Below are 23,811 nucleotides of genomic sequence, written 5' to 3' on the forward strand. Positions count from 1 at the left end.
CATTCTCCTCAGTATGCGGCCGAATTATCGACATCGAAGTTGTAAAGATTGCGGGCTGAGCCATAACGTGTGAATTCTTCGGGCTTGGCATCACAGCCAGCTTTTTCCAGAAGGTCTTTCAGGACTTCGATATGCTCAGGGCGCATCTCCTTTTTCTCGCAATCTGCACCAAGGCTTTTGACCTCGCCGCGCACAAACAGGCGTGCTTCGTAAAGTGAATCGCCCAAGGCGTCGCCTGCGTCCCCACAGACCACCAGATTGCCAGATTGCGCCATAAACGCACTCATATGGCCGATGTTTCCGTGAACAACGATGTCGATGCCCTTCATTGAGATACCGCACCGCGACGCGGCATTCCCTTTGATGACCAACAGCCCTCCGCGACCGGTCGCACCGGCATACTGGCTGGCATCGCCTTCAATCACGACAGTGCCGGACATCATATTCTCGGCCACACCCGGTCCGGCCGAACCATGGACATTGACTGTCGCTTGTTTGTTCATACCTGCACAGTAATAGCCGGTGGAGCCTTTGACATTCACCTCAATCGGTGCGTCCAAACCGACGGCAATCGCATGGCTACCTTTCGGATTAACAATGTCCCAACGTGTTTGGTTGGTATCCTCGGATTGAGCATGCAGGGTCGCGTTAAGTTCGCGCAGACCCTGTGCTTCCAGATCAAATGTTTGCATCAGGCGGCTTTCTCGTGTGCTGTTGGTGCGGCGTTGTGAGACCAGAAATAGACCGTGGCAGGTTCAGGCTCCCAGACGCGGGCGTCTTCTATGCCCGGTAGGTTCACCAATGCGCGATATTCAGATCCAAAAGCCACGTATTGGTCTGTTTCCGCCATCACAGCAGGCTTACAGGCAATCGGGTCACGCACCACGCCGAACCCGTCTTTGGTCCCGACGACAAAGGTGAAGAACCCGTCCAGATCATCAAGACTGCTTTCCAGCGCCTCGCCCAATGTCGCACCGTTCATCATGCGCCATGTCAGATAGGCCGCGCCAACTTCGGTGTCGTTCTCGGTTTCGATGTGCACCCCTTCACGGCGCAACTTACGGCGCAGCGAGTTGTGGTTAGACAGCGACCCATTGTGAACGAGGCACTGATCAAGGCCGGTGTTGAAGGGATGTGCGCCCATTGTGGTCACCGCAGACTCAGTTGCCATTCGCGTGTGACCGATTCCGTGAGATCCGCTCATACCACGCAGGTCGAAACGGTCTGCAACATCCTTGGGCAGGCCTACTTCCTTATAGATTTCAAGGCTATCACCCCGGCTCATCATGCGCACGGTCGGACGAATTTCGGAAAGCACCTTTCGGGCCAACTCTAGTTGATCCTCTTGAACCTCTAGGACCGCATGTGTGTCCTTGACGGCCATCGTAACTGAACCAGCAAGCTGCTTGCCAAGATCATCAGCCAAATTCGAAAAATCTTCGTCTGCATTGTCTGACTGCACCGTCAGCTTTGCACGACCCTGTGTGTCACCGCTGTAGATCGCGATTCCCGCGCTATCGGGGCCACGATCGGTCATGGTGATCAGCATGTCCGTCAACATATCACCCAGTTTTGGTTCCAGTGATTTGTCTTTCAGAAAAAGTCCGACGATCCCACACATAGTGCAATCCTTTCCGCAAAATTCCGTATTGAGTCGCAGGCTATCAGACTGGCGGGCGACGTCAACTAGTAGGAATATAATTTTCCTATGGGTAAGAAGCGAGGCAGTGCGATCCACCGCCTCACAAAGTTGCCTAGTATCGCTCTAGCGCATTTTTTATCTTTTCGGGATCACCCATCTTACGCGCCTTTTCAATATGCTCGTTTTCACGCACAAATTGGATGCGGTGCCAGACCAGCCAGAAGATCACCCCGACGATAGTCATTGCGACTTCCCAACCCTGGAACGGGTAGATGGGGCCAACTTCGGCCAGGTCAACTGCCCAGCTTTCATATCCGATTGTAGACATTTTCTACTCCTAACTCAGGTTGTTTTAGCTTCAAGGACAGCTTTGTCCGCTTCGATGATTTCGGCCTTTGCATCTTCGTAAGCATGATGCTCGGCGTAATCGAGACCTTGCAACTCGACTTCTTCCGGGATGCGCAGCACACCTGCCGCAGCCTGCATCTTGGCGACCGTAAAGCCAGGCAAGAAACCCAGTACAAAGAACATGATCACCGCGCCAATCAGCTGGCCAAGTGGGTTGATCGTTGCAAAGCCTTCGAAGGGTGAGGACGGAGCGCCCCAAAGGACAAACCCGGCAATCACCAGACCAACGAAGCCTGCATATCCGTGAACGGCAACTGCCCCAACTGCATCATCCAGCTTGAACTTACGCTCGACCCAGTAATGCATCTTATAAGCCACCACGACACCAACTGCCGCGATCAACATTGCCTGAATTGGGTGGTAAAGATCGTTACCGGCAGACGCGGTAATCACACCTGCAAGGCCACCAGAGAATGTCCAGAACGCATCCCCTTTCGACACGACATAGGCCGCCATCAATCCGCCCGACAACGACATCAGGAAGTTAAATGTGATGGCCGACAAGCTTGTCGGAGCCAGATAGATATTGGTCGCAGTCCATGTGGTTCCAACGATCTCTCCTCCGATCACTTCGGGCGAAATCATCGGCACGTTACACGCCGCATAAAATCCCCAGAAACCGGTATAGATCAGGAATATCCCAATCGTCAGAAGCCAAGGGTTATGGGGCGGAATATCGCGCGGTGTGCCGTCGCTGGCGAACTTGCCGATCCGGGGGCCCAAAACCATGATCACACCAAGCGCATAGCCGCCGGCGATCGCGTGGATCACACCTGACGCATAGGCGTCGTGATAGCCAAGATACTTGACCATCCAACCGTCATAGTGCCAGCCCCATGCCGCATCGATGATCCAAAAGACCGAACCGATCAGCACTGCGTGCACCCAAAGGGCGGATGACCTGATGCGCTCGATCACGGAACCGGACACGATTGACGCAGCCGTCCACGAGAACAGCAAGAACGCTGCCCAGAACACGCCGGTAATACGGTCTTGCAGGTTCGTCGCCATGGTTTCGGACCACGGCAGGTTTGCCGCACCGGCCTCGGTATTCAAACCTCCGAAGAACGGAAAATGCGGGAACGCCCAATAAATCCACCAACCGAAAAAGAAGAACGTCACGGTCACCAAAGGGATGATCATGACGTTTTTCATCAGCGTGTGCATGTGATTCCGTCGGCGACTTGCACCAACCTCGTACATACAAAATCCGACGTGGATTAAGAACATGAAAACAACAGTCACCCAGTAATAAAACTCAGTAAAAACGGTAGTTAACGCGTTAAGATTGCCTTCCACAGCATCTCTCCCTCTCGTTGGTTCCCGGGCAATTGTTTGCCCTTTAGGAATATATTTTTACTGGTAATTAATTTCATGGAGGGCGGGTTTGTCAACTGTCATGCAAGTTTCTGCATCAGCAAAAACACCCCAAAGCCGCGATCGCGGCCATGATTTCCCTATATGCGTGTTATTTTCCAATCGAAATTGCCTGTCAGGAATAAAAGTTGCACTACATTCTTGATTTTTCACATCACCTAAGGCTCAATACGCGCAACAAAGACTCAAAAAACAGGGAACATCTGATGGCCATTATCTGGAGAACCTCCGCCCTTGCTCAACGACATGCTGAGATCGGCGGCGAACTGGAAGACTGGAACGGCATGGGGACTGCATGGTTTTATGACCATACGCCCGAACGCGCAAAGGCCGACTACGAGGCCATCCGCACCAAAGCAGGTTTGATGGATGTATCGGGCCTGAAAAAAGTTCACCTGACCGGTCCGCACGCCGCCGCCGTAATCGACCGCGTGACAACCCGTAATGTGGATAAGATCATGCCGGGACGTTCGGTCTATGCGTGCATGTTGAACCCAGAAGGCAAGTTCATAGACGACTGCGTTATCTACCGGATTTCGGTGAACCACTGGATGGTCGTGCATGGCACCGGCACCGGGATGGAGCAGATGACGGCCGCCGCGGCTGGTAAAAACGTTGCCGTGATCTTTGACGACGATCTTCACGATATGTCATTGCAAGGCCCCGTCGCCGTAGATTTCCTGGCCAAACATATCGACGGCATTCGCGACCTTGCCTATTTCGGGATCATGCAGACCAAACTGTTTGGCTGCCCCGTTATGATCTCTCGCACCGGTTACACGGGCGAGCGCGGATACGAGATTTTCTGCGAAGCGCGTCACGCAGTGCACCTTTGGGATAACATCCTGTCGGACGGTGCGGATATGGGTATCGTGCCTGTCCAATTCTCGACCCTCGATCTGTTGCGGACCGAAAGCTACTTGCTGTTCTATCCGGGCGACAATTCGGAAAGCTATCCATTTGAAGACGGATCAGCATGCGGTGATACGCTTTGGGAATTGGGACTAGAGTTCACAGTATCCCCCGGAAAAACCGGCTTTGTCGGCGCCGAAAATCACTATGCGCTGGAAGGCAAGGAGCGCTTCAAGATTTATGGCGTCCGACTGGAAGGCACGACCCCCGCAGACGAGGGCGCCGAACTGCTGCAAGATGGCAAACAAGTCGGACATGTCACATTTGGCATGCATTCAGAGCTGAACGGCCACAATGTGGGGATTGCCCGGATGCCCGTGGCCGCTGCCAAACCCGGCACCAAGCTAACGGTACGCAATAGCGACGGGGCCGAGATCGCATGTACGGCAGAAGAGATGCCGTTCTATGACAAGGAAAAGAAAATCCGCGCAGCCAAGGGCTGATCATCGGTTCGGCGCGGGGTCTGCCTCGCGCCGCTTTTCATTGCACGAGGACCTAATGTCTAAATTCGAATTCCCCCCTTCTATAAAAAGCCGCCCCGTTTGGGGCACGTTGCAGGCCAGACCGGGTCATCATCACCTTATGATCGCTGATGCCGAAGGCGCCGAGGCCATTCTTGATGTCGCCACGCCCGACTTAATGGCCAAGACGCACATCATTTTCATCGCCAAAGGGACAGATCACGGCCAAAAGCTTCAGGCGCTGGCGCCTGCGCAGTTCTATGAAGGCCCGACCTATCAGGCGAGCGTACAACGCATTCGTCGCGTATTGCAGGACGCCCATATGGGGATGCAGCTTTATCTGGCTGGTACCGAAGGATTGATGGGCCAAGCGATGCGAGAGGCGACAGAAGCGGGTATTCCACATGAAGCCATTCAAACAGAGCACCGTGGATCGGTGGCCCGGCGTATGCAATGCGTTCATTGCAAAGGCATCACGGAGGATGTGGAGACAGACCCGTTCGTTTGCTCCCATTGCGGGCTGAACCTGTTTGTGCGTGACCACTACTCGCGCCGATTGGCGGCCTATCAAGGTGTCTGCATTGATGCCGAAGACCCCGGCAATGTGCCCGAACCTAAGGGGATCTACGAATGAGCGCAGCCCCACAGAAAGCCAAGCCTGGCGCCGAAAAGATCGATGTCGTCGTAAGTGCAGTCGTCCCGGTGAACGAGCTTGTTACGCGCTTTGAGTTTACGCGCTGCGATGGATCAGATTTCCCCCCCTTTTCGGGTGGGGCGCACACGGTGGTCGAAATGCAGGATGGGGATCGCATTCGGCTGAACCCATATTCCCTGATGTCTGACCCGAACGAACTTTCGACCTATGCGATATCCATACGCCGTGACGATCAAGGCCGCGGCGGGTCACTCTTCATGCATCGAAACCTGCGTGAAGGGGATGAGATGGTCATCACCTATCCGGTGAACCTGTTCAGCCTTGATCTGCGCGCGCGCAAGCACGTGTTTTTGGCAGGCGGCATCGGAATCACGCCTTTCATGTCCATGATCGGGCAGCTGGAACGAACAAATGGCAATTGGGAGCTGCACTACTCGGCCCGGTCCCAGGAGCTTGGGGCCTATGTCGATATTCTGAGCTACAAATACCCCAATCAGGTTCACATATACTACGACGATCAAAACCAAGCGATTGATTTGGAGCACCTTCTGGCCGGTCAACCCTTGGGCACACACACGTATGTATGTGGACCTAAAGGTATGATCGACTGGGTACACGCAACTGCGTCGGCCGCAGGTTGGCCCGACAACAACGTCCATTCCGAGGAGTTTTTAGCACCCCAACCCGGAAAGCCGTTTGAGGTGAGGCTGTGCAAGTCCGACAAGACGATCATGGTCGGCGAAAACGAAAGCCTGCTTGAAGCAATGGAACGGGAGGGTGTCCAAGCACCCTTCCTGTGCCGAGGCGGTGCGTGTGGGCAATGCGAAACAGATGTGGTTGAGGCAGATGGAGAATTCATCCACCGCGATCACTGGCTGGACGAGGACGAACATTCATCGGGCAAGAAGATCATGCCCTGCGTCAGTCGCTTCGTCGGCAAATCACTGGTTTTGGACAGATAGTTTACGTGCCCGCTGATGCGGCCTGTACAGGCAACCGCGCGGTAAGGGAACACAGGAGATCGAGATGACAATACAGTTTAACGACGAAACCTTCCGTGACGATTATTCGTTTCGCAACTCTGAATGGGCGATCAAACGCTTCCCATTTCCGTTCGACAAAGATGACTACATGTATGCCGTCAACATGGAGCAGCACCGCGGTGGTCCAGAAGGGTCAGTTTACGAAAAAAGCTTCGATGTCGACGAGCATTATGTAGCAGAAATGCGCGACCGCGCGATGGTCTTGGACGATGATCCACTGCGCTGTCAGTCCCTTCCCCACATGACTTTGGCGGGGTGGGACATACTCGAATTAATCATGACGTCCAAAGCCCGCGAGTATCCCGACCTGTTCGAACTGCATCAGGATGGGGATCGTTGGCGTTGGATCAACAAGCCGATGGGGATCGACGACACCTTCACGTTCCTCGATGAAACCACCCTGCCCTATGGCCCCATGGAATATATCACCCGCCAAACGCAGGGAGATTTTGCGGTTCTTGACCAACGAGAAGAAAACCTGTGGATGGACGCTGGCATGGTAACGACGCAGGCGGACTGGTCTTTGGATTTTGACATCGGCATGAATTTCTTTGAGTGGCATGCCCCGGTGCCTTTGGCGCATGAGAAAGGCATCTTCGTCCGCGCGCTTAAGTTCCTGCTAAACATCCAGCAAGGCGCACCGGCTCGTCGGTTGAACTGGACAATGACGGTCAACCCGCTGCTGGATACCAGCCCAGAGAATTATCACAAATGGGGTATCCAGAAGACCACTCTAACCCCAGAGAATATCGGGTCAAAACAACACCTCCGGGTCGAACTGCAGACCTTCTGGCGTTTGCCGCGCTCCAATGCGCTGCTCTTTCCTATCCGGTGTTATCTTTGCAGTTTTCAGGACCTAATGACGGTGCCCAAGTGGGGCCGTCGCCTGCATCGTGTCATCCGGGATCTTCCCGTCGAACTGGCGACTTACAAAGGCTTCATCGACAATCGGCCGATGATGTTGGATTACCTGTCACAGTTTGACGACGGACAGCCCACATCCATGGGCGTCTGGGCGGATTTGGACACGGAGCCACCGCTAAAGAAATAGTCGTTCTTTCAGGAAACAGCGTTCGCCCAGCCGGTTTGACCGGTTTGGGCGAACTCCACTTCTGCGAATAACATCCACCCAGATCAATTTGTCTGCGGATAAGAGATCACCGACAGATACCGCGCGGGCAGCTTGACCAATTTCTCAGGCCCATGCGGTGCGTCAGCATCGAAAAACAGCGTGTCACCAGGCTCAAGCGAATAGACTTCGTCGCCGTGCCGGTAATCCACTTCACCTTCAAGCATATAGATGGTCTCAATTCCCCCGTGTTGGAAGGTGGGAAAGACATCTGATTTAGCCGTTAGTGAGATCAGGTAGGGCTCGACGATAACACCCGAGGCATTCGCCCCGATGTGACCTAACAAATTGTACTGATGGTTAGCCCGGGTGCCGGCACGCTCTAACTCAACACCCTCGCCCGATTTCGTGTGAACGGCTTGCCGTTGTTCTTCGAACCGCCGGAAAAAACTGGTCAACGGGACAGACAGCGCATTGGCAAGCGTTTGAAGCGTCGTCAGTGACGGCGACGTGTTCCCATTTTCGATCTTGGACAACATCCCGATCGACAAGCCTGTGATGCCCGCCAATTCGGCGACGGTGATTTCTTTTTTCTTCCGAAAGCTTCGCACTTCGCGTCCGATGGCCACTTCAAGCACTTTTTCTCGGTCGTCGGATCGTACGCGGTGGGGGTCTTGGGTAAGTTGGGGCACCAAGGTCTCGTCAGTTACATCTGTTTTCATTCTGCCCTACCTTATGTCGCCGGGTCAGTGCGATACAAGCGACTTGCCACACCTTACAAGTGCGGCCGGTTCCACTGTCACTTTGCATCACCACACTTTCCCAACAGTAAACATTATTTACCAAACTGGCTATGATCATCGTTTCATCGGTCTTTAAGCCATCTAATGCTCGTCGACACAAGAAACCGTAGAATCTTCAGATTTCCCGGCCACACCCATCCTTATTAAGAATAAAACTTGATTGTGAGGAAAATTATGCAACACTGTCGGCGGGGCTTTCGAGCGTCGCGAACAGAATCGAAGCCATGTCTGCCCTGCAAACAACTCACCGATCCACGGCGAGGGTTTTGCATACATGCACGTCATGCCAACTGGGAGAAACAATATGAAAAGAACCACTACAGCACTGTGCGCAGGTGTCTTGGCGACCCTGCCTATTGCAGTATTCGCCGAAGACAGCAGCGATCCAATCGTCATTCCAATTCACAACTGGTCGTCGCAGATCGTGATGTCCAACGTTGTGGGCCAAATCTTTGAAGAGATGGGCAACAACGTTGAATATGTCACAACCGACAGCCAGGCCGTCTATGAATCGGTACGCCTGGGTGACGTCACCCTGGAAATGGAAGTTTGGGAAGGCGCATTCGGTGCGTCCTATCGCGCGGCCCTTGAAAAAGGTGGCATCGTTGACGCGGGCGACCATGATGCAGTTACGCGCGAAGACTGGTGGTATCCAATGTGGACAAAAGACAGCTGCCCCGGATTGCCATCTTGGGAAGCGTTGAACGATTGTGCCGCGGCATTTGCAACCGCAGAAACCGGCGAGAAGGGCCGTTACCTGGACGGTCCGGTGGACTGGCTGAAGCACGGCCAGGAACGTGTTGCAGCGCTTGGTATGGACTTTGTCGTTGTGAACGCTGGCTCTGCTGCTGCGCTCTGGGCCGAAATTGGCGCGGCGGAAGCCGACAAACGCCCTGTCGTTGTCTTTAACTGGACACCAAACTTTGCAGAAGCTGTCTGGCCCGGAGAGTTCGTCGAATTCCCAGAATGGGTAGAGGGATGTGACAAGGATCCGGCCGTGGGTCCAAACCCGGATGCGCTCTATGACTGCGGCAACCCAGCAAAAGGCTATCTGAAAAAAGCCGCTTGGGAAGGCATGGAAGAGAAATGGCCGGGCGCATACAAAACGCTGACTCAAATCTCATTCACTAACCCCCAGATCGCTGAGATGGCGAAGTTGGTTGATGTCGACGAGATGGAGCCCGAAGAAGCCGCAGAAGTGTGGCTGGAAGCAAATCCCGATGTTTGGAAACCTTGGATTGGTGCCGGAAGCTAATCTCTGAAAGAAATGAGAAACCGCCCTGTCCGGCAACTTTGCCGGGCGGGGCATATTTTACTTGGAAGAGCAGCACATGACGACCGACCGCCCCGTAATTTCAGCCACCAATGTCTGGAAGCTATTTGGCAGCAACCCTCAAGATTACCTGTCAAGAATGCCCGACGGACATAGCTATGATGCGATCCGACAGGACGGCTATATTGCGGGTGTGAAAGATGTCTCGATCGAGGTGAACAAAGGCGAGATGCTTGTCATCATGGGCCTTTCAGGGTCGGGGAAATCGACGTTGGTTCGGTGCTTTTCCCGGCTTCATGACATAACTGGCGGAACGATCAAAGTCGACGGGCAGGACATTATGTCCCTGTCTGAAAAAGAGTTGATTGACCTTCGTCGCAACAAGATGGGCATGGTGTTCCAGTCCTTTGGTCTGCTGCCGCACCGAACAGTTCTAGAAAACGTCGCTTTCCCGCTGGAAATGCGCGGGCAAGACAAACACACACGGCGCGAACGCGCGCTTGAGGTTGTCAAACTCGTCGGACTTGAAGGCCGCGAAGAATACTTCCCACGCGAGCTGTCTGGTGGACAGCAACAACGCGTCGGTATTGCCCGCAGTCTGGCGATTGAACCCGACATCTGGTTCCTCGACGAACCGTTCTCGGCGCTTGATCCGCTTATCCGGCGCGAAATGCAGGACGAGTTCCTGCGCTTGCAAGAGATGCTGGGCAAGACCATCGTTTTCATCACCCATGACTTCGATGAAGCCCTGCGTCTTGCCGACCGTATCGCCATCATGAAGGACGGCGCGGTCGAGCAATGCGATACTCCCGACCGGATCGTATTGAACCCGGCCACAGAGTATGTTCGAAAATTTACCGAAGACATTGATAAAGCACGCGTCGTACATGCAGGTGTGTTGGCTAAACCCGGGTCTGGTGACGGCGAGCCTGTTGACGCCAATGCATCCATCCACGATCTCGCAAAATTGCTGATACAAGACACCCGTGAAACTATCCCTGTTCTTCGCGACGGCGCGCCGATTGGGGTTCTGGATCGCGAAGAGGCGCTGACCATTCTTGTGGGGGCCGACTGATGGCCACCGCAACGTCCGACACGATCAATACACCACCGAAGGGGCTCACCAGATCTAAGGTGTGCCTATCATTGGTGGGGTTGGCCATTGTCCTGACAGTGCTGCAATATGTCGGGCTTCTGCCAGCAGTTCTGCATCGCCTTCCCGACACGATGATCCCGCCATTCGCCATCTGGCTTGACGCGATTTTCAACTTCGTAAAAGACGATTTACACCTGTTGTCGCTGACCCGGTGGCTAACTGAAATTCTACAATGGTTTCTGGATGTAACGGCCAACTTACTTTTCGGTAAGCGGCGTTGGCCCAATATTGGCCCGATCCCTTGGACAGCGATCGCCGCCATTGCTGGTGTCATTGGCTATTACCTCGGCGGCTGGCGAATGGCCTTGCTTGGCGCCGGTACGTTCATCTGGACCGCCTTGGTGGGGCAATGGGATATCGCGATGCAGACAATGTCTGTTTTGGTCGTGGCCGCGCCATCCGCCTTCGTGATCGGTCTGTCGCTTGGCATCGCAGCCTGGAAGTTCGCGTGGGTGGACACTGCCATCAAACCGATCCTTTCGGTCCTTCAGACCCTACCCTTTTTTACTTATCTGCTGCCCGCTGTGATCTTTTTCAAAGTGGGGCCAACGGCTGGCGCGGTCGCAACCACAATCTACGCAATTCCGCCTATGATCTTGATGACCACCTTGGGCTTGCAGAAGGTCTCGTCTGAAGTGGTCGAGGCCGGACATATGTCCGGGTGCACGCGTTTCCAACTGCTTCGACATGTCTATTTGCCATCCGCGCGGACCGAGATATTGGTGGGCGTTAACCAAGTCATCATGTTGTGTCTGGCTATGGTCGTTCTGACAGCGTTCATCGGAATGCCCGGTTTGGGCGCCAAACTTCTGGCGATGATGGGCAGTTTCAAGCTTGGACGAAGCTTTGAAATCGGCATCACCATTGTTCTGATCGCGGTCATGCTGGATCGTATGTCCAAGGCTTGGGTGACCAAACAACCCGAACATTTCGAGCGTGGAACGCCTTGGTGGAAAAAGCACCTGACGCTCCTCGTCGGGATCGGGGCCTTCGTCTTCTTTTGCCTGTTTGCGCAAGTGTTCGAACTAGCAGCCGAGATCGGTCGCCGCCAAAGCCTGTCCATGGGCAAAGAAATTGACACGCTGATCAAAGGCTTTCTGGCGATCGAATGGGTCAAAGCCATCACTGGTTTCCTTAGGGCGTTTTTGAATGTCGAGGTGCTGATCCCCTTCCGTAATTTCCTTCTGTCGCTGCCAACCGCCTCGGTCATTTTGTTGGTCGCGGCCTTCGGGCTTTGCCTGGGCGGGCGCAGACAGGCGATCTACGCGACGATCTTCTTTTCGCTGGTGGCTCTGTCGGGTTGGTGGGACCGCTCCATCATCACCCTCTACTCGGTGATTTCAGCGGTAACGCTTGCAATGATATTGGGGCTTCCGATTGGAATCATTGCCGCTCGTTCGGAAAAGTGGTCGCGCCGCGTTCTCTTGGCCTGCGATACCGCCCAAACCTTCCCCAGCTTTGTGTATTTGATCCCAGCCATCATGCTTTTCGGGATCACTGATGTCGCTGTTATCTTCTCTATCCTGATCTTCGCCATGGTCCCGTTGACGCGCTACACCATCGAAGGGCTGCGCACGGTACCCGACGAGATGACCGAGGCCGCAGATATGTCCGGAGCGACGCGCATGCAAAAGCTCTGGAACGTTCAACTTCCGCTTGCCCTTCCCGTAATGGCCGTTGGCTTCAACCAAGCCATTATGTTTGCCTTCTTCATGGTCATCATCGCCGCATTTATTGGTACACAGGACCTTGGACAGGAACTTCAGAGAACCCTCGCGGGGACCGACTTAGGGAAAAACTTCGTCCTAGGGCTATGCGTGTCGCTTATGGCGCTAACGTTTGACCTGACGATCCTGAAATGGGCGAAGGATCGGAAAAAACAGCTCGGGCTGGAATAAACCTACATGCGCATAACCCGTATGCGCAGACCGGCACAACAATACATATTTTTGTCGATATGTGTCTGGCGGAGCGGAAGGGATTCGAACCCTCGAGACGGTTCCCCGCCTACACACTTTCCAGGCGTGCGCCTTCGACCACTCGGCCACCGCTCCGAGGCCGTAGCTACAGCAAAAACCTAAGCGGGTTCAAGCGTGATTGTAAAAAATAGTGAGGCTTTGGTTTAGGTGCCGTTTCGTGTCGCTGAAAGCGAATAGGCCAAGGGCAACCAGCGTTCGTTTGGCCAGCCATACATCCCGTCCGACGTGGCCGTTAGGTACGAGAACATGGGCCAAGGAACGGCGTCGTGTTCATGAAACCAATCCAGTGTCAGACCGGCGCTGATAATCGCGTTCAAAATGTCCGAAAGCGTATGATCGAACCAGTATTCGTGGCTTGCCTCCAGCGCCGGGAGATCTCCAGTGTAGTCCTTCGGCGCGTCGTCTTTCCACGTTTTGCGATCAAGATAGGGCGAATAGTATCCAGGGCGTCCATCGGGCAGTTTTGCGTCTGCATCGTCAAAGACCATGGCAGCTGGATGCGCCTCGGCCAGATAAAGCCGTCCGCCGGGCCTGAGCAGGCTCGCGATCACCCTGCCCCAACGTTCCAGGTCGGGCAGCCATCCCAACGCACCCCATGAGATGAAAACCATATCAAAACGATCAAACGCACTCAGAGCCTCAGGCGCAGAATAGACATCAGCCTCCACAAATGTGGCCCGATCCGCCAGCCCCAACTCGGCCGCCAATTCACGCGCCACTTTGATGGCAGCTGGCGAGAAATCCAGCCCGACCACCTGCGCGCCCTGCTGTGCCAAGGTCAGGCTGTCGCGTCCGAAATGACATTGCAGATGTGCGATGCGCAGCCCGGCGACATCGCCAATATCCGACTGCTCTATGGGGTGCAAATGCGCGCGACCCTCGCGGAGCGGGCGAAGGTCATAGGCGTCCGCGTCAAGGTGAAGGCCGACACGTTCGTCCCACGTGGCTTTGTTGGCTTCGATCCAGTCGGCAGGAACGTCCGGTCGCTTCGCCATGGTCGCCCCTTAGTCTTCCAAATGGAGGTTGAACCGTCGGTTCAGTCGGCTCTTCTTTTCGACCTTGCCGAAGCGCACCGGTCCAATTTCTGAAGTCCGCGCGACATGGGTGCCGCCGCAGGGTTGCAGGTCAATCTGTTCGTTCCCTGCCTCGATCCTGACCAAACGAACATGGCCAGCCCCTTTCGGCGGTTGAACGGACATAGTTTTCACCAGTTCGGGGTTGGCTTCAAGCTCTGCATCTGTGATCCAGCGTTCGGTGATCTCCAGATCACGGGCGATCAACGCATTCAGAGCATCTTCCAGTGCTTGCTTATCCTCGGGCGGATCTTCCATCGCGAAATCCAGCCGCGACTTCTGGGCACCAATCTGGCCACCGGTAACGGGCAGCGGGATCACGACCGACAGCAGATGAAGCGCTGTGTGCATCCGCATATGGCGAAGACGTTGTTCCCAGTCCAGCACTTGCGCTACCTCGGCACCGACCGGTGGTAAATCGGACCCGTCGGCGGGCACCAGCGCGATATCGTCGCCCTCTCCCTTCAGAGTGTTAACGACCTCGACCTCGCCGCCAGACCATGTCAGATGCCCGCGATCACCGGGCTGCCCACCGCCGTTGGGGTAAAAGAGCGAACGATCCAGCACCACACCGCGGTCGGCATGCGCCGTTACGGTTGCTGTCGCCTCGCGCAAATAGGCATCGTGTCGAAACAGTGGCTCACTCATCGCCTTCCCCCTCTGAATAGCCCCCGTCACCGGATTGCAGATCCTCAACAGTCAGGGCGTCCTTGTTGGGGGCCGCCCCACTGCTTTTGGCCGATGGAGCAACTGCGGATGACGCAGCCGGGGTCGCCCCGGTCAATGCCTCGGGGTTGCGCAACCAGATATCGCGCTGCGCAAACGGGATTTCGATCCCCTCTTCGACAAAGCGGCGCGCGATCTCGTGGTTCATATCGCTTTTCACCGTCAGCATATAATTCACATCGCTTAGGATCGCGCGGATTTCGAAATCAAAGCTTGAGGCTCCGAACCCTTGGAAAACAACAGATGGCGCTGGGTCAACGGTCACCATTGGATGCGCTTCGGCAATTTCTTGCAAGATCGCCTCTACCCGCTTTGTGTCAGTGCCATAGCCCACGCCAACAGGCACAATGACGCGCCCGATAGAGTTGCCACGGGTGAAGTTCGTCACGACGCCCGACACGAGGTCGCTGTTGGGCAAGATCACGTCAGTGCGGTCGAAGGTTTCGATCTGGGTAGAGCGGACCGAGATGTTGCGCACATAGCCCATCTGACCGCCGACCTCGATCCAATCGCCCTCGGAAATCGGGCGTTCGATCAACAGAATAATGCCAGAGACGAAATTCGACACGACGTTCTGCAAGCCAAAACCAATCCCCACAGACAACGCCCCGGCGATAATCGCAATCGAGCTGAGGTCGATCCCCGCCGACGTTATGGCCACGACCGCCGCTAGGAATATCCCAACATAGCCGACCCCGACCGAGATCGCGTTTTGCACACCTTTATCGAGACTGGTTTTAGGAAGGATCGAGCCGCGCAGCATCGATTGCAACAGCCGGGTTGCCCAATAACCAAGCAGAAAGACAATCGCGAAGATCACAAAAATTCTGGGCGTGATACGCGCGCTGCCAAGTTGGAAACCGTTCATCGCACTGGACCAAAGCTCTGTCAGATCGGTGATCTGCGCGCCCCATATCAACGCAAGCAGTGGCAACATCAGCACGGTCAGGGCAAACGACACCAAAACGGGCCAAAGTGACTGTTCCGCTGCCTCTTCGTCCTTTTGAAGTAGGGCGCCGTAGATGCTGATAATGAAGCGATGGAACACCTCTAACAAGGCCAGCAAACCAAGCGTCAAAATCAAGGGAATGAGCATACCCGAGGCAAGCTCTTGATATCCAATGGCCGCTGCCGTTGGGCCTGCGTAACCGACGATTGAACAAATCGTCGCGATAAAGCCCAACACACGGGCACGTACACCAGCAACCGCATCGTCACGCGCCAGCAACTTGCGGTGAAGCCGCAAAAGCCGCGCCATGCGGATCAGCAGCAGACCAATGGCGACGAACAGCGGAAAGTGCAATACGGCAAGCGTTGCGTCGGAAAATCCTTCGTGATCTGACAGTGCGTTAAGCACCAACCTGGCCGACAAAATCAGACCCAACATAGCCACGTTGAATTTTGCCTCGGCGCGGGCAACATTCGAGGGCATATCGATAACCGGCCAGTTGGCATTCTCGGTACCAAACATCCGATTGCCAATCCAAAGGCTACCAAAGACGAAAAACGCGACTCCCGGCAAAACATCGACAATGGCTTGCCCGCGCAGACCAAGGATACCAACCAAGTTCAATGCCTCGACCAACGCAATCATTCCGAACAGCGGCGCGATCACTTGTCCCAAGGACACCACAAAGCCGATCACCCCGCGCGAGGGGCCTTTGCGCCCTGTTCTTACTGCCTCGCCGATCCGCATCACCCAGATACGTCCGCGCGCCAACAGAACCAAACCGACAACCAAAAGCACGAGTGTCAGCGGCAAATCACGGAGAAAGGTCGTTCGCTGGGCATCACTGCCCCAGTTTTGGGACACCTCCCGCCACGCCAGGCGCAACGAGGTGCCAAGATCTGCGAGCGCGTCGGGCCAAAGCACCGGATTAAGGGGCGTCGGCCCCAGTTGAAGAAGCTGATCTGCTTGCCGGACGCGCAGCAACTTGTCGATCTCGTCAATCAGTAAATCGGCACGCGAAAAGGCCTCTTCTGCCGTTTTCACAGGAACGCGCGCGGCGTTCAACTCGACCGTTAGTTGGTCACGCCGCTCGGTCAGGACAGCGGGTTCGACGCCATCGTTTTCGGGCTTTGGGCCAAGGGTCGCAATTTGGGTTTTTAACGTGTTGATGCGTACCGAGTTCTCGTCTTTTGCCTGATCGAACACCTCGCGCCAATCTGCAACGTCACCCCGCAACTCGCGTAAGACCGTGTCAGAGACGCGACCGACCTCTAACGCTTGTTCCACCCGGTTTGCGAGCCGGTCCCAAGAGTTGTAGTCCGGCCCGCCCAGCGTTGTCGTGCGCGTGATGGTCGCAGTGGCCGGAGCGGCCGTATCAGATGTTGCAGCGCTAGCGGCATCCACCGCGCCAGCCTGCCCGCTATCTTGCGCCAAAACCGGTTGCAGGCCGACAGCAAGCATCAACCAGATCAGGACGACGACAAGCATAGGTCTTTGCATCAGACCTCCTCAAACACCGCAGGCAACATTGCCGGCCCGCGATCCAGCCAATCGGGGACAGGAAGCTCTTTCTCGCGCAAGAAGTCCGGATTGAACATTTTTGACTGGTAGCGCGTGCCGTAGTCGCAAAGCACCGTCACGATTGTGTGCCCCGGCCCCATTTCGTTGGCCATGCGAATTGCCCCTGCAATGTTGATCCCCGAGGACCCACCAAGGCACAGCCCTTCGTCTTGCAACAGGTCAAAAACAATTGGCAGCGCCTCGTCATCCGGAACTTGCCATGCCATGTCGGGCGTAAACCCCTCAAGGTTCTTGGTAATACGGACCTGGCCGATGCCTTCAGCAATCGAGCCTCCCTCCATCGCGATCTCTCCGGTGGTGTAGAAGCTGAACAATCCCGCGCCCATCGGGTCGGCAATGCCAATTTTTACCCCTTTGGGCTGAAGCGCCATGGCAACACCTGCAAGCGTCCCGCCGGACCCTACAGCACAAACGAAGCCGTCAACTTTGCCGTCAGTCTGCTCCCATATCTCTGGGCCGGTGGTTTCAATATGCGCCTGCCGGTTGGCCACATTGTCAAACTGGTTGGCCCAGATCACCCCATTGGGCTCGGTCTTTGCCAGCTTCTCAGCCAGACGGCGCGAGTAGTGCACAAAATTGTTGGGGTTGCGATAAGGGGCTGCCGGCACTTGAACCAACTCTGCGCCTGCCAGACGCAACATGTCTTTCTTTTCCTCAGACTGAGTCTCGGGGATCACGATCACTGTTTTAAAGCCCATCGAGGCCCCAACCAGCGCAAGACCAATCCCGGTGTTACCAGCGGTGCCTTCGACAATCGTGCCGCCGGGCTTCAACTCGCCACGGGCGACGGCATCCTTGATGATATAGAGCGCCGCGCGGTCCTTAACAGACTGTCCGGGGTTCATGAATTCGGCCTTGCCAAGGATTTCACAGCCCGTCGCTTCGGACGCTTTTTTCAGCCGGATCAGAGGCGTGTTGCCAACAGTCGCCTCAAGGTCTTGTTTGATATCCATTTCATGCCCCATTGTCGCGGTTTCCCTACAATCAGTAGGGGTTGGCAATCAGGGGTTCAAGGGGGCGCGATCAGGTGACGGCCCGAACTGCGTCACGGTTTTGCGACAACCACAGCGCACACAGGATCAAGGGACCGCAGGCTGCCTCGCCGTTTGCGACCAATTCCATGAGTTTTACAAAGGGAATGACATGACTGCGGATGTCTTCGGCCTCGTCTTCGACGCCGCCGATGCCGGCCAAGTTCTCGGGCAAATCACACAACGCCACATAGGTGTAATAATACTCGGTGCTGGAGCCCGGGCTAGGATAGTGATGCGGCAGAGGAATGAGCCGATCCAGCGTCAGCCCGGCCTCTTCCTGCGCTTCGCGCCGTGCACTGTCTTCCGGGGTCTCGCCTGCGTCGATACGACCAGCGATGGCTTCAAGCAACCACGGATAAGGATCGCCACGCATATGCGGACCCATACGGAATTGTTCGACCAGCAACACCGTGTCGCGCACCGGGTCGTATGGCAGGACGATCACCGCATCACCGCCCACCAGAGCGGCACGGTTGACGGTCTCACTCATCTCACCAGAGTAGCGGCGAAACGACAAATCCTGTTCTTCCATGGTGAAAAAGCGCGAATAGGGGCGCGTACTGGAACTGACAGCGATATCCCCCGCCCCAAAATTCGTCCGCAGGGTCGTCGGGGCTTTGCTGCGGCGTGCCCTGACACGACTTGCCGCGCGTGTGCGGATCATGGGAAAGCGCGCTGCCACCTCTTTGGCGCTCAGCCTTCCGAAGTAGGACATGACCTCAGCCGCGGCTTCCAGGGTGATGTCCGCCCACTGATCCGCCCAATCGTCAAGCGACCACGGCGCGCCGGTCGTCCACACACCGGGTGTCGGGAAATAGACCCTTGCAGAAACCACGTCCCCGCCTGCATCGGGTTGAACCGACAGATCCTTCAACGCATAGTCAAACCCGCCTTCGTAGAAATTCAACTTCTCGACGGCTTGCGGCCCCAACCCTTCAACTAGAATTCCACGTGAGGATTGCCCGACAGAGGCTTCAATGATCGGAAACGGCTGATCCTGAACCCAACTGATCTGATGGTCATGTAAAACCGCAGGCCGTGTATGGTATTCTTCACCCTGCAAGACAAGCTCAAGCAGCGGCAAATAGCACAATGTGCCATAATAAAACATTGTTGTCATATACTTAGCCCCAAGCGCGCGCGGCCCTGAACGCGCACCATGACGCCAAACCACCACCCAAGAGCGCTGCTGCAATCACTTCGAGCGTGAAATAGTCTTGATAGTATTCCACGCTGATAATGAAAATATCCTGAAGCGCCTCAACCGGTCCATCATAGGCTTTGCGCAAGCTTTGCTTAATCATTTGCGAAAAGGCGAACACAAACGCCGTCAGGCCGACTTGCACAAGCGTTGCGGTGAAGGCATTGGCACCCACGCTCCCCAAGTTTCGGTCCGCGCGCGGGCCAAGGAATTTCCACCCGACGAACAGACCAACCGCCGCGCAAATTGGCGAGAACTTTGACAAATCCCGCCCTTCTTCCATCAAAGGTTTGATCAGATCGGCACAAAACCAACCTGTTATGGCAAGAATAAATGCTGAAACCAGCTTTGCCGCTGTAGGCATGTCGCCCTCCTGCCCGTCGTGCGCATCCTTGCGCAACGCATCATCTCACATTGTTTAACGCCCTTTTGCGCAGGGCGTATGGCCATTTTATGGCATCGTAAACACAGTGTTATGATGTGTGGTCCAAGCGCCACGCGCGCCTATTCAGGGTTTTGCAAAGTCACCTGTACGACATCGCAATTGCCCGAATGGAATGCCGCGGCACATGACGTCAGATACACGTTCCACATACGCTTGAAACGGTCATCAAAACCAAGCTGGGCAACCTGAGCCCACTTGGCGTTAAAAACATCGTGCCAACGGCGAAGCGTCACAGAATAGCTTTCCCCGAATGTGATTTGATCACGAAAGGCCAGTCCTGCCCGATCAATCTCGCCTTTCAAAACGCTCTTTGAAGGCAACATACCGCCCGGGAAAATGTATTTCTGTATGAAATCAACGCCTTTCCGATAGACCTCAAACCGCCGCTCGGCAATCGTGATGACCTGCAAAACAGCCTGAGCGCCCGGCCGCAGACACTTGCGAACCGTCTCAAAATAGACAGGCCAATACTTCTCGCCGACGGCTTCGAACATCTCGATCGAGGCAATACCATCATAGCGACCCATCTCGTCGCGATAGTCTTGCATTTTGATCTCGACCAGATCGGACAATCCCGCTTTGCGAATACGCTCGACCGCATAGTCATGCTGTTCTTGACTGATGGTCAGGCCGGTCACGCGAATACCCTGGCGCGCTGCGTGCTCTGCAAACCCGCCCCAGCCGCAACCAATCTCCAACACATGATCGCCGGGCCCCACACCCATCTGCTTAATCATCGAGGCGTATTTTTGCTCTTGCGCCTTCTCAAGGCTTTCCTGTCCAGTTTTGAACAACGCCGATGAGTAAGTCATGGTATCATCAAGCCATAACCCGTAGAAATCATTCCCTAAATCATAATGGTAGCTGATATTCTTTTTGGCGCGCGTTTTGGTGTTCGAGTTCATTAAATGACGCAAACGTTCATAGGCGCGCAAAAAGATCTGACCGGGAAAACCGTCGTAAATGACGTCATTGTCGTCCTGCATGAGATCAAGAAACGCTTGCAGATCCGGCGTTGACCATCCGCCCTCAATATAGGCATCGGTAAAGCCCAAATCGCCCTCGCGGATCAGACGCGCGAAAACATCTGGGTCATGGATATGAAGTTCAGCGATATAGCCGGGCTTGGCCCCGTCGGCCCGAAACCTGCGACCATCCGGCATAACAAAATCGATCCGGCCCTTATTCATCAGTCCGGCCATCTCAAAAACGCGGGTAAAATAACGTGGCAAATCGGTTTGCCCCGTCGTGCTGGTCAGGATCATGTCGCCCCCAAAAGTCTTTCTTTCTACCTCAAAGGCTAAGACGGCGAACGTCGACCTGACAAGATGGTCGCTATGCGTGTGCAGAAACCTACGCTGCAGGCGCAACAGGAAAATTTGCCAACCATCGGCGGGTGCTATTCGGGTCGACGCCCGCCGACGGCTTGACTGCAATGTAAGTCTCGTCGCTAGTGGATCGGCTAAGACGGCGAGACAACTCTCAACGCGAGGGATAGCTGCAACACTCAGCTTCTGAGTAAAGATCGAGCCATAAGCATTTGTTTTACTTATGGATGCAGAACTTGATCCAGACAAGATATCAACCTTTCGACTTCAGCCGACGAGGTATAGTGCGTGAAGCTCACCCTTAAGACGCCGTGCTCAGGATCTATCCCCAAAGCCTCAAGCGCCCGCACGGCATAGAAATCACCACCCCCGGCCATAATGCCCATCGGGGCAAGGCGATCTGCAAGTTCTTCACCGTTCGCGCGTGCAGAAATCGCAACAGTCGGCGCGCGGATTTCCGCTTGTGTCGGTCCCAGCACACGCACTGAATTTTTCGACGCAAGATAATCCATCAGTGGCTGTAACAAGGCCACTTCGTGCCCGCGCATCAGGTCATGGGCCAGCGCGGCAGACGTCTCACCGCCACCTTCCCCACCGTGATGGGCCGCCAATGCGTCGATGTAATCCGCCATCCCAGCAGACGCAGCAATCTGTGCGTGGTCTGGGCCTGCGGGTGTAAACCGTTTGTAAAGACTGCCTGCATTGAAATAGTGCCCCTGGTTTGGCAACACTTCGCCCAGCGCACGGCGGATCACCATGATCCCTTGATGCGGACCATAGGTCTTGTAGGCGGAAAACAAGTAGATGTCCGCGCCCAGCGCATCGACATTCACAAAGCCATGCGGCGCGTAGCTGACCCCATCAACGCAAGTGTAAGCGCCCGCAGATCGCGCAATGGCGCAAATCGCCGCCACATCATTAATTTCGCCCACAACGTTGGAACAATGCGGAAAACACACCAACTTAACCTTGCCATCGCCGAGCAATGCCTCAAGGTCTTTGGTGTCCAAATGCCCTGTCTCGGGCTCCATCTGCCACTCGCGAACCTCAATTCCGTCATCGGCCAAGCGACGCCAAGGTCCGGAGTTGGCCTCGTGATCCTGATTGGTGACAATGATCGCGTCACCTGCTTTCAAATACTGACGAAAGGCTTGCGCCAAGACATAAGTGTTCTGCGTGGTCGACGGCCCAAACGACAGCTCATCCGAAGCAACCCCCATCATCGTCGCCAAACGCGTGCGCGCTTCGTCCATCTCTTCGCCCGCCAACCGAGAAGCCTCGTAACTGCTGTAAGGCTGCACCTTGCGCTGCGTATAATACCGCGTCAGCCGGTCAATCACCGGCTTACAGGTATACGACCCACCCGCATTCTCGAAAAACGCCTGTCCTTGAAGGCTCGGCTCGGAAAACGCGGGAAATTGCGCCCGCACCCAATTGATGTCCAGTTGCGCCACTTTTGGCTCCTTTCATGCTTGGGGGTGTGCAAGACGGATCGGGCACACCCATGATCCGGCAGGTCTTCCAGCCAGCCTTAAAAACACGCCCGAGGACACGAAAAGGCAGCCTACATTCTTGCAGACACCGATTGTCTAAACGCGAAACGCGCTTCGGACAACCCAAAGCGCGCGCTCTTTTTCTTGTCCAAAATATTCCGGGGGTGATGCAAATCCTCGATTTGCATCTGGGGCAGAGCCCCTAATCTTTAGACATTCACATCAACAACAACACGGCCTTTAACCTGCCCCTTCAAAATGTCGGCGCCGAGCCCCGGAAGATCGTCCAACCCAGCAGGCCGCACCATCGCCTCTAGCTTATCCATTGGCAGATCCGTCGCGACACGTTCCCACGCACGCAATCGACCCTCATAAGGCTTCATCACACTGTCGATCCCCAATAGGTTCACGCCGCGTAGAAGAAACGGAATGACAGTCGCAGCCAGCCCAGCGCCACCCGCCAATCCCACCGCCGACACAGACGCCCCATATTTCATCTGACCCAACACGCGCGCCAGCATGTCGCCACCCACAGCGTCAACGCAGCCTGCCCATGTTTCGGCCTCGAGCGGACGTTTGACGGTCTCGTTCAGTTCTTCCCTTGCAACGATCGTGTTCGCGCCCAGCCCCTTCAGGTAATCCGCCTGATCCAGGCGCCCTGTGACAGCGGCAACCTCATAGCCAAGGTTTGCAAGGATCGCTGTGGCGACCGAGCCTACACCGCCCGCAGCGCCAGTGACCAGCACAGGGCCTTGGTCTGGTTTCAATCCGTGATCCTCCAAGGCCATGACGGCCAGCATCGCGGTGAAGCCCGCAGTGCCAACAGCCATCGCTTGACGGGTTGTCAGGCCATTCGGCAGTGGCACCAGCTTGTCCGCTGAAACCCGCGCTTTCTGAGCATATCCACCCCAAGTCGCTTCGCCCACGCGCCATCCGGTCAACACCACCTTGTCGCCGGGCTTGTAGCGGTCATCGTCCGAGGCTTCCACCGTACCCGCATAGTCGATGCCCGGCACGTGAGGGTAGTTGCGCACAAGCCCCCCACCCTTGGCCGACAAACACAGCCCGTCCTTGTAGTTCACGGTCGAGTATTCGACGGCGACAGTCACATTGCCGTCGGGCAACGCGTCTTCACTGATCTCTTTGATCGAGGCAGAGGCCAATCCCTCGTCGTTTTGTTCCATTACCAGCGCTTTAAACATC

General features: G+C 55.4%; 21 protein-coding genes and 1 tRNA gene. 7 read left to right on the forward strand and 15 right to left on the reverse strand.

What is annotated here, in order from left to right:
* Nucleotides 1–8: 8 nt before the first annotated feature.
* From V6N04_RS04850 to V6N04_RS04865, 4 genes are all read right to left on the reverse strand, one after another.
* The gene (locus tag V6N04_RS04850) at nt 9–692 is read right to left on the reverse strand and encodes a GltB/FmdC/FwdC-like GXGXG domain-containing protein (RefSeq protein ID WP_371169005.1); all 684 of its coding nucleotides are present in this window, start codon (nt 690–692) and stop codon (nt 9–11) included.
* Nucleotides 692–1,621 carry a class II glutamine amidotransferase gene (locus tag V6N04_RS04855; RefSeq protein ID WP_371169006.1) on the reverse strand — a complete coding sequence of 310 codons (930 nt, stop codon included), beginning with the start codon at nt 1,619–1,621 and terminating at the stop codon, nt 692–694. Before V6N04_RS04855 ends, V6N04_RS04850 begins: the two co-directional genes overlap by 1 nt.
* 133 nt (nt 1,622–1,754) lie before the next feature.
* The gene (locus V6N04_RS04860) at nt 1,755–1,970 is read right to left on the reverse strand and encodes a hypothetical protein (RefSeq protein WP_371169007.1); all 216 of its coding nucleotides are present in this window, start codon (nt 1,968–1,970) and stop codon (nt 1,755–1,757) included.
* A gap of 14 nt (nt 1,971–1,984) precedes the next feature.
* Nucleotides 1,985–3,349: an ammonium transporter gene (locus V6N04_RS04865; RefSeq protein ID WP_371169008.1), complete on the reverse strand. Its 1,365-nt coding sequence runs from the start codon at nt 3,347–3,349 to the stop codon at nt 1,985–1,987.
* A gap of 284 nt (nt 3,350–3,633) precedes the next feature.
* Here V6N04_RS04865 and V6N04_RS04870 point away from each other — a divergent pair, with 284 nt between their 5' ends.
* The 4 genes from V6N04_RS04870 to V6N04_RS04885 all read left to right on the forward strand — a co-directional run bounded on the left by V6N04_RS04870 (nt 3,634) and on the right by V6N04_RS04885 (nt 7,549).
* Nucleotides 3,634–4,782 (forward strand): aminomethyl transferase family protein, encoded by a 1,149-nt coding sequence (locus V6N04_RS04870; RefSeq protein WP_371169009.1) that lies wholly within the window; start codon nt 3,634–3,636, stop codon nt 4,780–4,782.
* Nucleotides 4,783–4,837: 55 nt separating this feature from the next.
* The gene (locus tag V6N04_RS04875) at nt 4,838–5,434 is read left to right on the forward strand and encodes a dimethylamine monooxygenase subunit DmmA family protein (protein ID WP_371169010.1); all 597 of its coding nucleotides are present in this window, start codon (nt 4,838–4,840) and stop codon (nt 5,432–5,434) included.
* Nucleotides 5,431–6,417, forward strand: a complete 987-nt coding sequence (locus tag V6N04_RS04880) for a PDR/VanB family oxidoreductase (RefSeq protein ID WP_371169011.1) — start codon at nt 5,431–5,433, stop codon at nt 6,415–6,417. The genes V6N04_RS04875 and V6N04_RS04880 overlap by 4 nt, the downstream gene beginning before the upstream one ends.
* A gap of 64 nt (nt 6,418–6,481) precedes the next feature.
* Nucleotides 6,482–7,549, forward strand: coding sequence for a heme-dependent oxidative N-demethylase family protein (locus V6N04_RS04885; protein WP_371169012.1), 1,068 nt, complete (start codon nt 6,482–6,484; stop codon nt 7,547–7,549).
* Nucleotides 7,550–7,632: 83 nt separating this feature from the next.
* Here the strand turns inward: V6N04_RS04885 and V6N04_RS04890 are convergent, their stop codons facing one another.
* A complete protein-coding gene (locus tag V6N04_RS04890; protein WP_371169013.1) occupies nt 7,633–8,289 on the reverse strand; it encodes a helix-turn-helix domain-containing protein in 657 nt (218 codons plus the stop codon).
* Between the two features lie 385 nt (nt 8,290–8,674).
* Between V6N04_RS04890 and V6N04_RS04895 the strand changes: the two genes are divergently transcribed.
* From V6N04_RS04895 to V6N04_RS04905, 3 genes are all read left to right on the forward strand, one after another.
* Nucleotides 8,675–9,625, forward strand: a complete 951-nt coding sequence (locus tag V6N04_RS04895) for an ABC transporter substrate-binding protein (protein WP_371169014.1) — start codon at nt 8,675–8,677, stop codon at nt 9,623–9,625.
* A gap of 76 nt (nt 9,626–9,701) precedes the next feature.
* Nucleotides 9,702–10,718, forward strand: coding sequence for a quaternary amine ABC transporter ATP-binding protein (locus V6N04_RS04900; protein WP_371169015.1), 1,017 nt, complete (start codon nt 9,702–9,704; stop codon nt 10,716–10,718).
* Nucleotides 10,718–12,697 (forward strand): ABC transporter permease, encoded by a 1,980-nt coding sequence (locus V6N04_RS04905; protein WP_371169016.1) that lies wholly within the window; start codon nt 10,718–10,720, stop codon nt 12,695–12,697. The genes V6N04_RS04900 and V6N04_RS04905 overlap by 1 nt, the downstream gene beginning before the upstream one ends.
* A gap of 66 nt (nt 12,698–12,763) precedes the next feature.
* Here V6N04_RS04905 and V6N04_RS04910 read toward each other — a convergent pair.
* The 10 genes from V6N04_RS04910 to acuI all read right to left on the reverse strand — a co-directional run bounded on the left by V6N04_RS04910 (nt 12,764) and on the right by acuI (nt 23,810).
* Nucleotides 12,764–12,853: transfer RNA gene (locus V6N04_RS04910), tRNA-Ser, on the reverse strand.
* Nucleotides 12,854–12,921: 68 nt separating this feature from the next.
* Nucleotides 12,922–13,773: a class I SAM-dependent methyltransferase gene (locus V6N04_RS04915; RefSeq protein WP_371169017.1), complete on the reverse strand. Its 852-nt coding sequence runs from the start codon at nt 13,771–13,773 to the stop codon at nt 12,922–12,924.
* 9 nt (nt 13,774–13,782) lie between these two features.
* Entirely contained in the window at nt 13,783–14,499 is a 717-nt protein-coding gene (locus tag V6N04_RS04920) for an alanyl-tRNA editing protein (protein WP_371169018.1), read from the reverse strand.
* A complete protein-coding gene (locus V6N04_RS04925) occupies nt 14,492–17,026 on the reverse strand; it encodes a DUF3772 domain-containing protein (protein ID WP_371169019.1) in 2,535 nt (844 codons plus the stop codon). The genes V6N04_RS04920 and V6N04_RS04925 overlap by 8 nt, the downstream gene beginning before the upstream one ends.
* Nucleotides 17,026–18,060: a cysteine synthase A gene (locus V6N04_RS04930; RefSeq protein WP_371169020.1), complete on the reverse strand. Its 1,035-nt coding sequence runs from the start codon at nt 18,058–18,060 to the stop codon at nt 17,026–17,028. The genes V6N04_RS04925 and V6N04_RS04930 overlap by 1 nt, the downstream gene beginning before the upstream one ends.
* 70 nt (nt 18,061–18,130) lie before the next feature.
* A complete protein-coding gene (locus V6N04_RS04935; RefSeq protein WP_371169021.1) occupies nt 18,131–19,261 on the reverse strand; it encodes an NUDIX domain-containing protein in 1,131 nt (376 codons plus the stop codon).
* A gap of 4 nt (nt 19,262–19,265) precedes the next feature.
* Entirely contained in the window at nt 19,266–19,706 is a 441-nt protein-coding gene (locus V6N04_RS04940; protein WP_371169022.1) for a TrgA family protein, read from the reverse strand.
* A gap of 140 nt (nt 19,707–19,846) precedes the next feature.
* Complete coding sequence (locus tag V6N04_RS04945; RefSeq protein ID WP_371169023.1) at nt 19,847–21,052, reverse strand: class I SAM-dependent methyltransferase; 1,206 nt, start codon at nt 21,050–21,052, stop codon at nt 19,847–19,849.
* Nucleotides 21,053–21,336: 284 nt separating this feature from the next.
* Entirely contained in the window at nt 21,337–22,569 is a 1,233-nt protein-coding gene (locus tag V6N04_RS04950) for an aminotransferase class V-fold PLP-dependent enzyme (RefSeq protein ID WP_371169024.1), read from the reverse strand.
* A gap of 248 nt (nt 22,570–22,817) precedes the next feature.
* Nucleotides 22,818–23,810 (reverse strand): acryloyl-CoA reductase, encoded by a 993-nt coding sequence (gene acuI / locus V6N04_RS04955; protein ID WP_371169168.1) that lies wholly within the window; start codon nt 23,808–23,810, stop codon nt 22,818–22,820.
* Between the last annotated feature and the right edge of the window lies 1 nt (nt 23,811).

The sequence above is a fragment of the Aliiroseovarius conchicola genome (assembly GCF_041403445.1).
Taxonomy (GTDB): Bacteria; Pseudomonadota; Alphaproteobacteria; order Rhodobacterales; family Rhodobacteraceae; genus Aliiroseovarius; species Aliiroseovarius conchicola.